Annotated in this window: 10 protein-coding genes; 4 read left to right on the top strand and 6 right to left on the bottom strand. The window is 65.9% G+C overall.

What is annotated here, in order from left to right; genetic code table 11:
• Positions 1-187: hypothetical protein (locus ACFOM8_RS21575; protein ID WP_377764451.1), on the bottom strand; the 187-nt coding region annotated here is incomplete at its 3' end.
• Between the two features lie 153 nt (positions 188-340).
• Here ACFOM8_RS21575 and ACFOM8_RS21570 point away from each other — a divergent pair.
• Positions 341-919 carry a TetR/AcrR family transcriptional regulator gene (locus ACFOM8_RS21570; RefSeq protein ID WP_377764450.1) on the top strand — a complete coding sequence of 193 codons (579 nt, stop codon included), beginning with the start codon at positions 341-343 and terminating at the stop codon, positions 917-919.
• A gap of 307 nt (positions 920-1226) precedes the next feature.
• Here the strand turns inward: ACFOM8_RS21570 and ACFOM8_RS21565 are convergent, their stop codons facing one another.
• Positions 1227-2093 (bottom strand): ABC transporter permease, encoded by an 867-nt coding sequence (locus ACFOM8_RS21565; RefSeq protein WP_377764449.1) that lies wholly within the window; start codon positions 2091-2093, stop codon positions 1227-1229.
• Positions 2094-2395: 302 nt separating this feature from the next.
• Between ACFOM8_RS21565 and ACFOM8_RS21560 the strand changes: the two genes are divergently transcribed.
• The 3 genes from ACFOM8_RS21560 to ACFOM8_RS21550 all read left to right on the top strand — a co-directional run bounded on the left by ACFOM8_RS21560 (position 2396) and on the right by ACFOM8_RS21550 (position 4936).
• On the top strand, positions 2396-3547 hold the full coding sequence (locus ACFOM8_RS21560) for a sugar transporter (protein WP_377764448.1): 1152 nt from the start codon (positions 2396-2398) through the stop codon (positions 3545-3547).
• The gene (locus ACFOM8_RS21555) at positions 3544-4218 is read left to right on the top strand and encodes an ABC transporter ATP-binding protein (protein ID WP_377764447.1); all 675 of its coding nucleotides are present in this window, start codon (positions 3544-3546) and stop codon (positions 4216-4218) included. The genes ACFOM8_RS21560 and ACFOM8_RS21555 overlap by 4 nt, the downstream gene beginning before the upstream one ends.
• Positions 4219-4324: 106 nt before the next feature.
• Entirely contained in the window at positions 4325-4936 is a 612-nt protein-coding gene (locus ACFOM8_RS21550; protein ID WP_377764446.1) for a CatB-related O-acetyltransferase, read from the top strand.
• A 26-nt stretch (positions 4937-4962) separates the two neighbouring features.
• Here ACFOM8_RS21550 and ACFOM8_RS21545 read toward each other — a convergent pair whose 3' ends face one another.
• From ACFOM8_RS21545 to ACFOM8_RS21530, 4 genes are all read right to left on the bottom strand, one after another.
• The gene (locus ACFOM8_RS21545) at positions 4963-6027 is read right to left on the bottom strand and encodes a capsular polysaccharide export protein, LipB/KpsS family (RefSeq protein ID WP_377764445.1); all 1065 of its coding nucleotides are present in this window, start codon (positions 6025-6027) and stop codon (positions 4963-4965) included.
• Positions 6028-6054: 27 nt separating this feature from the next.
• Entirely contained in the window at positions 6055-9816 is a 3762-nt protein-coding gene (locus ACFOM8_RS21540; protein WP_377764444.1) for a capsular polysaccharide export protein, LipB/KpsS family, read from the bottom strand.
• Between the two features lie 280 nt (positions 9817-10096).
• Positions 10097-11167, bottom strand: coding sequence for a hypothetical protein (locus ACFOM8_RS21535; protein ID WP_377764443.1), 1071 nt, complete (start codon positions 11165-11167; stop codon positions 10097-10099).
• Between the two features lie 198 nt (positions 11168-11365).
• Positions 11366-12346, bottom strand: coding sequence for a glycosyltransferase (locus ACFOM8_RS21530; protein WP_377764442.1), 981 nt, complete (start codon positions 12344-12346; stop codon positions 11366-11368).
• Positions 12347-12602 lie beyond the last annotated feature (256 nt).

Here is a 12602-nt window from a genome sequence, read left to right as displayed (position 1 = left end):
CTCTCCGGCATGTATAAGGTGCCGGAGAGCGGCTCCCGTATCGCACAGGAGCCAGGAAGAATCTTAAGACAAGCTTCACCCGCAGCAGCTGGCCGCGGCCCGTGTCCGATTCCGCAAGCTCCCTTGCCGTGCAGACCGGGTGCCAGAAATAGCGCCAGGTCTCGTTGTCCAGAAATGTTCCCGCCATTCTTCCCTCCTGGATGCCGCGTTCCGAAATGGCTTTGCGGTCGCCTTGGTATTACGTTACAATATGTCACGTTACATAGTGTAACGAATCGAGTCAATAGCGGTGCGAGAGGCAGCCATGACGACCTTGGCGAAAAGATCCCCGGGCAGGCAGATGGACGACGAGCTCGGCCACCGGATCACCGACGCCGCCTGGCGCATGCTGGCGGAAAAACCCCTTGCGGCGCTGACGATCATCGAGATCGCCGAAAGCGCCGGGACAAGCAGGCCGGCGATCTATCGACGGTGGCATTCGGTCGAGGAAATCGTCATCGACGCCTTCCTGCACCATGTCGAAGGAGCCGTTCAGACCGACGACGCGCTTGCGCCGCCGGATGCCCTTCGAAACTACATCGTCTCGCTGGGGCGGTTTCTCGGCGGGCGGGTGGGGCGGGTCATCGCAGAGATACTGGGACGCGCGCAAAGCGATCCGGGACTGATGGAAAGGTTTCATGCCGGATTTCTGCGGCGGCGGCGCGACAGCGGCCGCAGCCTCATCGCGCGGGGCCAGCAGGAAGGCCATTTCCGCGCCGACCTGGACAGCGAACTGATCATCGACCTTTACGCCGGCCCGATCTATTTCCGCGCCTTCGCGAGGCACGCGCCGCTGGACGAGACGTTCACCCGCAGCCTTGCGGATCAGGTCCTGCTCGCGATTGGAACGCGGACCGGCAGCGCGGAAGGCGCGGGGTGATCCGAAGCACTGCGAACCGCCCCGGTTTCGGCGCACGCCTTGTTCGGCCAAGAGGCGCAGGGGCCCGCACCCGCTGCATTGCATGTCGGAGGTTCGCGAAGGGCGCCGGGGGGCGAGGCGCGGCTTGGCGCAAAGCCCGGGCGGGCTTTTCAGGAAGCCTGATCATCTCAGCCCATGAAACGCTTTCGACCTGTCATGCCCGCCGGCGCTTTCCCGACAGGAAAGCCGCGCGCAAGCATTCTGAAGTCCGGCGGCGGGGCGACCCGCCCCTGGCTGCCGGACGCCGGGCAGGAAGGCGCACGGCTTTCTAGCTGTTCTGGAGGTCGCGGTGGTACCGCCCCAGAAAGGTCAGCGCCAGAACCAGAAGAACCAGGCTGAGGCCGAACACATAGGCGTAGCTGATGTAGTCGCCGGCATAGCTGGGATAGAAGGCATGGCGCATCTGTCCCACGACATGAACCAGGGGGTTCCACCACAGCCAGTCGTTGTAGGGCTGAGGCACGTTGTCGAAGATGAAGAAGATGCAGGACACCAGGAAAAGCGGCCGCATCAGGATGCCCCATGCCTGCTGCCACCAGGCGAAGGCCTCGAACAGGAAGCAGTTCATCGCGCCCACGGCGGTGGCCAGCAGCAGCGCCATGGCCATGCCGAGCGCGATCTGGTCGAGCTGGGGATCAGTGCGCGTCTCGACCATCCAGCAAAGCCCCGTGAAGATCAGCGCGGTTACGATGGTGTGGGTGACGGTGTTGAACAGCACGCGCCCCAGAAGGGCGTCGGTGAAGGTCACCGCCGGATAGGCCAGCAGCGGCTTGGAATAGCGGATCGAATTGGCCACCTTGTTCGACATGTCCAGATAGGCCATGAACGGCACCACCCCGGTGGCGTAGAAGATGGCGAAGTTGGTGCCGATCGGCGGCGACCGGAAGCCCACGGAAAAGATCAGCGTCAGCAGGACGATGCCGCCCACGGGTTCGGCGATGGCCCAAAGATAGCCGCCCGAGGCGCGGCCGTGGCTGGTCTGCATCTCGCGCAGCACCAGCGCGCCGATCGTGCGCAGGCTGGCGAAGCTGCGGTGCTTGCGCACCTCCTTCAGGACGGACGGTCCTTGCCGACCGCGCCGCTGCGGCAAGGGCGCGGGGATTGACGGGGTGTCGTGATAAAGGCTGTCGGACATGGAACCGCGCGGTGGCGCCCTGTGCTGATCACACGATCCTGAAAGGCATCGGTGCTGGAACTGTTCGGCGTCTTTATGTATGCCGGCAGCCAAGAGTTCAACAAGACAGGCGGGAAAAGCGCATGTCCGCCCAAGACCAGAACCCCGGCTCGCAGGTCGTGCAGGCTGTCGGAACGTCCTCTCCTTCTTCCGCGAAACCCGCAGAAACCGTTCCGCCACGGGAGGCGCCGGCCCCGCTTGCCCGCCAGGGCGGCAAGCCCGTGCCCGGTGCGGCCGCCGGCCGGCGCAGGCCGGGCGCCCTGATGCAGAAGCGCATCCAGGCCGCCCTTCAGGAACCGGTTCTGCCGCCCGCCAGTCCGGCCCAGCTCAAGCCGCGCCATTACGGCATGGCCATCAGCTTCATCCTGGTGGTGCTGATCCCGTCCATCATCAGCGCCTTCTACCTTTATGCCCGCGCGGCCGATCAGTACGCGTCCTATGTGGGCTTTTCGGTGCGCAGCGAGGCCGCGGCGAATCCCGTCGAGGTGCTGGGCGGCCTGGGGTCGCTGGTCGGCGCCAGTTCCACCACGGACAGCGACGTTCTCTACAAGTTCATCCAAAGCCGGGATCTGGTCGAACGGGTGAACGAACGGCTGGACCTGCGCGCGATCTGGTCCAAGGCGCCCGACGACCCGATCTTCGGGTTCCGCGGCGACAACGCGCTGGAAGACCTGATGGCGGAATGGGACCGCAAGGTCCGCATCTATTACGACAACGGCATGATCGACCTGCGCATCCTGGCCTTCGACCCGCAGGATGCCCGGAACATCGCGAACGCGATCCTGGACGAGGGCGGGATCCTGATCAACCAGCTGAACGACATCGCCCGCGAGGACGCGCTGCGCTATTCGCGCAACGAGCTGGAGCGCGCCCAGGAGCGGCTGCGCGAAGCGCGCCAGGCCATGTCCGAGTTCCGCCACCGCTATCAGCTGGTGGATCCGAGCGCGGACGTGCAGGGGCAGATCGGCGTCGTCAGTTCGCTGCAGCAGCAGCTGGCCGAGCAGCTTGTCTCGCTGGGGCTTCTGCGCGCCAATGCCCAGCCGGACGATCCGCGCATCACCCAGACCGAGCTGCGCATCCAGGTCATCCGCGAGCAGATCGAGGCGGAACGCCAGAAGTTCGGCTCGAACGGCGGCGACGTGGCGCTGTCCGATGTCGTGGGCCAGTACGAAACCCTGGCCGTGGACCGGCAATTCGCCGAGACAACCTATACCGCCGCCCTTGCCAGCTACGAGACCGCCCGGGCCGAGGCCGTGCGCCAGTCGCGCTATCTGGCCGCCTATATCCGCCCGACCCTGGCCCAGGAGGCCGAGTTTCCGCAGCGGCTGAAGCTGATGGTGATGATCGCGGGCTTTCTGTCGCTGATCTGGATCATCGGCAGCCTGGTCTTCTACAGCCTGCGCGACCGCCGATGATCCACCTGCAGAACATCTGCAAGACCTATACCCTGAAGGGCCGTCACAAGGTGGTGGCCGACAACATCACCGCGACCTTTCCGTCGGGCGTGTCGGTCGCGCTGCTCGGCCGGAACGGGGCGGGCAAGTCGTCGCTTTTGCGGATGATCTCGGGGGCGATGCTGCCGACCTCGGGGCGGATCCTGTCCACCGGCACGATCAGCTGGCCGGTGGGCTTTGCCGGATCGTTCAACGGCGAACTGACCGGAGAGCAGAACTGCCGCTTCGTGGCCCGCGTGTATGGCGTCGACACCGAGGAGCTGCTGCATTTCGTCGAGGATTTCGCCGAACTGGGCGACCACTTCCGCCTGCCTATCCGCACCTATTCCTCGGGCATGCGCTCTCGCCTGGCCTTCGGCCTGTCCATGGCGGTTCCCTTCGACACCTATCTGGTCGACGAGGTGTCGGCCGTGGGCGATGCCGCCTTCAAGGCCAAGTCGAACCGCGTCTTCAAGGAACGCATGAGAAACGCAGGAGCCATCGTGGTCGCCCATTCCATGCGGATGCTGCAAAGGAACTGCCAGGCGGGGGCGGTGCTGGAAAACGGCAAGCTGACCTTCTTCGACAACATCGATGACGCCATCGCCGCGCATTTGCAGAACATGGAAACCGGCAAGGCACCCGTGTCATAGCCGGGGATCGTCGAACAGAACGGAAGCGTCCCCTGCATGCGGCCGGGGGATCATCCGATCACGCATGCGCCGCGCGATTCATGACCGGGAAATGCAAGGGAAAGCCATGGCCATCTTCACGGAAAAGGAAACCGAGGATTTCTACGACCTTTCCGACATGGCCCAGGTGGAAGCGGGCGAAATCCGGGGCGAACGCAAAAGCTGGCTGGTCGCGGGTCAGGTCCGTTGCGGAAGGCACACGACGATCGGCGGCCACCTGAACGCCAGGGGAAAGATCTTCCTGGGGAAATATTGCGCGATCGGCCGCTTCGTTTCGATCCATTCCGGCAATCACCGGACCGACCTGCCCAACCAGCAGGTTCTTTTCAACAACCGCCACGGCTTCGCCTCCGTGTACACGAGAAAGGGCCCCGTCCATGTCGGGCACAACGTCTGGATCGGCGACAAGGTCAACATCCTGTCGGGGGTGACCGTCGGCCACGGCGCGGTTCTGGCCGCGGGCGCGACCGTTGCCGCCGATGTTCCCCCCTTTGCCATTGCCGGGGGCGTGCCGGCCAAGGTTCTGAAGGCGCGCTTTTCGCCGATGGTGGTCAGGCAGATGCTGGAGATCGCGTGGTGGAACTGGTCCGACGACAGGATCGGGCGAAACAGGCTGTTCTTCGAAACCTCCATAGCCCCCGAGGAAGCCAGGGACATCAAGGCCCTTGTCGTGGACTGAAACCCCCTGCGCCCCCGCCGCCGGGGTCAGAACAGCCTTTTCCGCAACCGGTCGGCCAGGGAATAGGCGTAAAGGCGGTAGCGGTATGCACGGCCGGCGTCCCGGCTCCGATGGCCCGCGGCGCTGTCCAGAAGCGCCGCGATCTTGCGTTTCATGGCGGCGATGTCGTCCGTCCGCACGCAATATTCGGTCAGGTACCAGAACAGGAACCGGTCGCGGAAACCGGGATCGGGCGCCGCGGGAACCGCGACCGCGCGCGCCAGCTCGTCATAGCTGCGGACCTGCTGGGTCGCGGGGCCGAAATCCGACGCGGCATAGCTGATCACGGGCTTGCCCTGGATCAGCGCCTCGAACAGCACGCCGGAATTCGCACCCGCCACAAGCCTGGCATCCGCGATCAGCGTGTGGATCGAGGCCTCCGACAGCGACACGTTCGGCCTTTGGCCAAGCTCGGCCAGCAGGGCCGAGACCGCCCTGCTTCTGCAACGGGGATGGCGCTTGAGAACGACCCTCGATCCCTGCGCCGCGGCGGCCTCGACAAGGCAACGGAGGGCCTTGAACTTGTCCAGCCAAAGACCCTTGGCGACCGAGTCGTTCTCGACCTGCAAGGGAACGAACAGAAAGCCGGGCTCCATGCGATCCTGTTTTTCGGGCTGGCGGTACTTCGACCGGTTTTCCTGGCGCAGTTCCTGCGCCAATGCCCGCACAAAGGCGCCCGCCCGCCCGGCATCCTGCCGGGCGATGGCGTCGGCGAACCGTTCGGGATGGCTGGCCAGTTCCGAAAAGCAGGCATAGCCCATCCGGTCCATGGTGTAGTAGGGCGAGACATAGGCTTCCTTGCAGCGCAGGATGTTGCCGGTTCGGCCGTGGGAATGAAAGCTGATGGTGGCGTCGCCCGCCCCGTCCGGGCGGGGCGCGCGTTCGGCCCCGCGCGGAAGCCAGACGGGATCCAGCAGCACGCCGAGATCGGCCAGCGCGGCCAGCAGCGAGCTGTAGAAAAGACGGTGCCGCTGGCCGTCCTCGGGATCCCTGAACCAGGCTTCGGGAACTTCGAGGGTGACGATCCTGCGGCCTTTGGCCGTATCAGCCACCGGGTTTGCCCAAGGATGCCGCGGCGGTCATGATTTTTCGCCCATGGGGAACATCAGCCGGCCGACCACCCGCGCGACGGGATTGCGGAGGCTCCTGACAAAGGCGACGGGGGCGCTTTGCAGGCGCTTGACCGCCGCGTCGCCGCCGCGCCGGCGCACGACCGGCTTCAGAAACGGCAGCCAGGCGCGCAGCATCCGCCGGGGGCCGAGCGGGCTTGCCTTGGAATAGGCCAGCCAGCGCAGCCTGGGATGGCGCCCGGCCCAGTGTTCGCGCGCAAAGGCCGCCGGGTTTTCCACCAGGCTGGACGCCAGGTCGTCGCGCCCGCGCCGGCGATACGCCATCGCCAGAAGCGGAACCGAGGACCAGAGCCGCCAGCCGAACGGTCCGTAGTTCACGATCCTGCGGGACTTGCTCTTGCGCCCGGCCTTGAAGGCCGCGGGGATGCATTGCGCATAGGCGGCTTCGGCCAGCTGAAACTCCTCCAGATAGATGGGGCAGGACGGCGGCGGGGCGTCGCGCCCGGGGAACAGATCCTCGGCCTCCAGGTCGAAGTAGTCCCTCGCGATCCGGCTGTTTCCGGCCGCCGCCACCTCCATGATCCTTGTGGCTGCCTCGTCCGACAGAACCCAGGGCCCCGGCATCGGCAGCCTGTTCTGCCGCCGCCAGGCGACCAGGCCGGTTGTGACGGCCTCGATGAACTTCAGATAAACCTGCTTGTCCGGGAAGGGCCGGTTGTTGAACTGCCGGATCAGTTCGACATGAGTGGCCGACACGCGGGCCTCGTTGGTTTTCTGCCGGTCCGGCAGCGGCAGTTCGGCGACAAGGGGCAGGCGGGTGACCGCGGCGAAATCGTCGATGATGCTCCAGTCACGGCCGCGGGTGCGCAGATAGCGGCGCACATGGATCGCCTTGCGGGGAAGGTGCTGTTCCCATCCGCGCAACAGGCCATCGTAGTCCAGCAGTTCCTGCGTCTTTTTCCTGGCCAGCCATGCCGCAAAGCTTTCCCCGGTGGAGTTGATCGCGCCTCCGGCCACGAATTCGCAATATTGGGAATTGGCCCATTCGTCCTGGCGCCGCAGGTAGACCACCATCTCGGGGCTGAAATCCTTGAAGTATTCGGCCAGCGCCAGAGAACTGCGGTTCAGAAAGAACGCTTCCGAGGACAGAACGATGGTATGGATGCGCCCTTCCATCAGCGACAGCCCGTCCAGCAGGTGCTGGCGCAGGACCTGCCGGTTCCCGGAAGCCTCGCCGATGAACCCGACATGGCCGGCCTGCTTGTGCGGACGGTCGGCCTGCCAGAAAAGCCCGACCTCGGGATACCAGATCCCGTTGCGCAGCAGTTCGGGGCGGTTGTCCTCCAGCAGGTGCTGGAGCACGGTGCTGCCGGTCTTGGTGGCGCCAAGATGCAGGATCATGCGCGGCAGCTTGCCGGGGGCGGCGTCCGGGGCCGCCGACGGTTTCACCAGCCTGTTGCGGGCATAGGCGTTCAGCGCCTGCTGGAAGTCGCGCTCTGCCTTGTTGCGGGGATCGCGCAGGTATTCCTTGTAAAGCTCGGCGGCCTCGACGGGCTCCAGCGCGCGCGCGCGTTCGATATAGTCGCGCCGCCGCAGGCGGGTCGCGGTCAGCAGCAGCCCATAGGCCCCCGCGCGCAGGTGGGACGCCGACAGCTGCGAGGGATCCTTGACGAGATCCTGGGGCCCGAGCCCGGCCAGCTCCAGCGTGGCGGCAAGCCGGTCGATGAAGACGTCCTCGGCCCCTTCGGCCTTTGCGGTTTTCCAGGCGAAACCGAAATACAGGTAATGCAGGAACTGCGACACCTGGAACCGCGCCAGCCACCAATGGGGCGATCCGGGGTCCAGCGCGCCGTGGTCGCGCAGGTGCCGGACCACGAGGTCGAAGTTCTGCAACTGGTCATCGACATCCGACATGGTCTGGACCCGCCTCACCGCCGAGTCGGACCGGATGCGGTACACGACGCCGTCGCTGTCGCTGAGCGAGATCACCGGATTGGCCATGTAGGCCTGCAACAGAAAGGCGCGTTCCTCGCGATAGGTGGTCAGGAACCTGATCCCGTTGCGGTCCAGGAAGTCGCGCCGGTACAGCCAGTTCCAGAAATGCCGCGAATGGGCGATCGCGTGATGTTCGGCCAGCGAGGTGCGATGGACCTCGTCGGGAAAGAACGCCTCGGTGGCGTCGCGCCGCATCCTGAGCACGTTGCCTTCTTCGTCCTCGATCTGCTCGCGGCGCTTGCGATAGCGCACCATGTCGGCCTTGTCCGCGTCCGCCATGTCCACGACGCGCCGCAGATGGCCGGGATCGGGCATGTAGTCGTCGGGGTCGATGAACAGCACGAACCGCCCGCGCGCCAGGTCCATGCCCTGGTTGCGCGCAAAGCCCGGGCCGACGTTCTCGGTGCGCCGGACCAGGCGGAACCGCGGGTCGTGCGCGACAAAGCCCTCGACGATCTCGGCCGACCTGTCGGGGCTGACATCGTCGATCAGGATGACCTCGAAGTTTTGCAGGCTTTGGCGCTGGATCGAGCCGAGGCATTCGGCGACATAGCGTTCCACGCCATGAACGGGGATCACGACCGACACGTCGGGGATGTCCTGCACGGCCCGGGGAATGGGACGGACCGGCCGGTTGGCCTCGATGAAGTCCAGGACGTCCTCGATTTGGGCGGGCGTCTCGCCTTCCGGCAGGTGGTAGATCGTGTACCAGATGTAGAAGGCGTGAAACAGTTCGGCCAGGTCGCGGGTGCGGCGGCGATGCGGCACCGTTGTCCGGTCGTCGGTCAGCCCCCAGCCTGCATAAAAGGGCGCCCCGAAGCAGACCACCGGCTTTCCGGCCAGCAGCGCCTCCAGCCCCATGCCGCTGGTGCCGACATAGACCTTGTCCACCATGTCGAACAGCTCGAAGGGATTGACGCTGTCGCGCAGGATGCGGACGCGTCCTTCCGAGGTCAGGTGGTCGAAATAGCCGCGCCGGGTGCCGCCCTTGACCCAGTTCAGGTCCGGGTGGGTCTTGACCAGGATCTCGGCATCCGGGTTTTCGGACACGGCGGCGTCAAGCATCGCCTTGAAGTCCTGGTCGGACGCGCGCCCGTAGAAGGTCGAGGCGTCCGAGAAGTTCTGGTCCACGACCAGCACGCGGCGCTTGAAGTCCGGCGAGACCGCCGGCCGGTGGAAGGGCTGCGAATTGTATTTCGAGATGCGCGCGTCGACAATGCGCGCCATCGCGCGCTCGGCCCGGGCGCGCTGTTCCGCGGTCAGGCTGAAGTCGCCGTTCAGCTTCTCGTCCAGGCGGGTCTCGTAATCCGACATGTAGTACTGGGCGCGGTCGTCGAAGATGTAGCCCAGGCAGGCCTGCCTGGGATCGCGCGAGGCCAGCGCCTCGGACCAGCTGGTGGTCGAGGCCAGAAAGCCCATCTCGAAGAAGAACACCCGGTCGTCGGCGCGCACATGGGGAAGCAGGTTCCGGGTGCTGTCATGCGACTTGGACAGGTCGTCCAGGATCGCCCCGTACATCAGCACCGGGGCGTCGCCGTCGATGCCCTTTTCGTCCAGGGCGATCAGGTTCGGAAACAGCCGCGGCAGGTTCGCCGAAAACGCGGTTTTCAGGTTCCGGCGCTGAAAGCCGATGCGATGGGGCCGGTGCCGTTGGGCCAGCAGGGCTTCCCGGAAATCCGGAACGCCGGGGGCGCCGTCGCGGCCGACCAGTTCAAGAAAACGTGCGTAAAGGTCGGACGGCTGCGCCTGCCCATGCTGATCTTCGCGTATCGTCATAGCCGTTTCTTCGATCCTGTAATCCGGGCTTCATCCCGCCTTGCCGGTCATGGGCCGCGACATCCGGCCCGTTCCGGCCCGGATCGCGGGACACACCGCGATGGGTGCCCGCAACCGCCCATCGCTATAAGCGAAACCGCGGCCCAGCGGTAGTATCGGCAACCGCAGAGTTGCGCCCGCGCCGGGCCGTTGGCGGATTTGGGCGATCGGCAGCCCATGGCCGAACCCCGTAACCGAACCCCGTGGCCGAACCCCGTAACCGAACCCCGTGGGACCCGCGTCAGGCGTCCACCTCGGCCAGCAGGCCGATCAGCCCCCCGGATCCCGGGGCGCCGCCTTCCTCGAGGGGGTTCCAGGCCATGGTGTGCTGGACCATCGGCGTCGTGCCCAGGCTGGGCTGAGGCGACAGGAACAGGTCGCCGCGCGCCACCAGCGGCGGATCCTGCGGCGACCACAGCAGCAGGTGCTTCAACTGCCGGACCGGCCCCCCGGCCTTTGCGCTGATCTGCGCCGAATAAGGCCCCTTCTGGCCGCGGTCCGAATGAAAGGTGATCGCGGGTTCCATCCGCGAGGCGATCAGGAAGCAGGCCAGAAGCCGGCCCGACAGGCTGAAATGCAGGTCCGTCCCCAGCGGAAAGATGTCGCAGCTGAGGATCCGGTTGACAAACGGTTCCGGCGTTCTGGAATCCGGGAACACGATCCGCAAATCCTTGTCCGAAAACTGTTTTTCCAGGTCGCCGCCGCGCTGCGGCACCGTTGCCGACCGGGACTGTTGCAGCACCGTCCGGGCCAGGGCCAGCGGGAATTCGGTTTCCACCGAATAATGGGGATTGTCGGCGTAAAGCCGGTCCACGGGCAGGTGGCCGAAATCCTTGCGCCAAAGCTGGCTGGCATCGACCGGCTTTAGGCCATAGGCTGCGAAGGTCCGCGCCAGGAACTCGCGATACTTGACCTGCTCGGCGCTGCCGGCCTCGCTCTTGTTGTAAAGAACGACCGGCAGCACGCGAAAGCCGCGGCGGGCGCAAATCTCCAGGAACCATTGCGTATGGTGGATCAGCACCTTTGCGGGCTGCCGGTGCGAGAAGTAGTTCGCCTCGTTCAGCGCATATTCCCAGATGATGACCGGATCGTCCGGCAGGCTGGCGCAGGTCAGCAGCCGGTAAAGACCCATGGCCGAGGTCGCCGCGCCGATGCTGAGGTTGAGAACCCGGCCGCTGTCCGGGTGGACCTCCTTCAGCTTGTCCGCCCATCCGTTCTTCAGCAGCGAGTTCGAGCCGCCGACCACGACCAGCGAAGGTGTCCCGGAGCCGGAGGCGGTTTCTTCATCGTGTTGCAACAAGCTGATGTCCATGCTGGCGATCTTTGGTTGGTTGTCGATGGCTTTCACGCCGACGGGCTTTCCTCGGGCATGGAAGTGCTTGGTCGTGACGCACCGGCATCTTGCCTGCAAACCCCTGGGCCTGACGAATCCGGTCGATTGTCATGCAATGTACATGCGGATCAAGGGCGATCTTGGCCTTGCCGGGGCGCGGTCGATCCGGGACGGCGATCAACCCTGCGCGGCCAGGCGCAGAACCTCGTCATGCGGCCGGTCCAGACGGGACGCCAGGCCGTCGCGCACCGCCTGCCTCAGGATGGCGCGGAACAAGGCCGCGTCCGTCCCGTAATCCCGCGCCTTGCGGCGCCATTTCAGCAAAAGCACCGGAACCAGGGGCCAGAACCAGGGGCCCGCCGCCACGCGATAGGCGATCAGGGCGTTGCGGTACATGTAGTAGACCTTCCACATGGGCCGCAGCACCAGGCCGGTCTGGCCCTGCTGCGCCGCCGTGTCGTGGTCGAACCGGACGGACGGGGCAAAGCCGATCCTCAGGCCCTTGCGGCGCATCTGCAAGGTATAAAGCTGATCGTCGCCATAGATGAACAGCTGCGGGTCGGGCAGGCCCGCCCGTTCCAGGGCCGCGCGCGACAGGAAAAAGCCCACAAAGCTGGTCATGTCCACGGGACGGACCGGGCCGTCCGCCCCGTAGGCGGCGTCGGGCAGGTGGAATCCGGCGCGGCCGCGCCCCCAGGGCATCCGGGTCAGGGTGCGCAGGAACGGGCCGGGGTTCCAGAACGGATTGCGGTAAGGGCGGTTCATCTCGCAGATGCTGCCGTCGGGATGAAAGACCGCCGCGCCGATCGCGTCCCAGCCTCGCAGATCCAGCCGGCGGAACCGGGCGAAGGCGCCCGGCTGCGGGCGGCCGTCGTCATCCATGACGACGATCCAGTCCGCGTCGGTGCGGTCGCGGGCCAGCTCCATCCCCACCGAAAAGCCGCCCGCCCCCCCGCCGTTGCGGGCCGAGCGGTGCAGGATCAGCCGCGGGTCGCGTTGCGCCGCCAGCCATTCGGCCGTCCGGTCGGTCGAGGCGTTGTCGACCACGATCACATGCTGCACATCCTCGGCAAGAAGGCGCCCCACCGTCGCCGTCAGCTTGTCGAGACGGTTGTGCGTGACCACAACGGCGGCAAGTTTCAGATCGTGAGGGGGCATGTGCTTCGTGCTTCGCATTTCCAGGGTGCCGGACAGCTAAGACCAACGCGCCTTGACGGCAAGCGCCGATCCCGGCGCCCGAGGCGGGACGTCCGAGGCGGGGGCGTCCCGAACCGGGCGAGGCAAGGGAAATCACGCATTCCGGCCGGAACCGGCGGCGGACCGGCCAAGGCTAGGGCCGCCCCCGCCTTCTGGGTCTTTCGTCCTTGCAGCCCAGCACGATCTTGAGGGTGTTCCACATGATCCACAGGTCCAG

This window comes from Paracoccus angustae (assembly GCF_042648745.1).
GTDB lineage: Bacteria > Pseudomonadota > Alphaproteobacteria > Rhodobacterales > Rhodobacteraceae > Paracoccus > Paracoccus angustae.
This window is presented reverse-complemented; position numbering and strand designations above follow the sequence as displayed.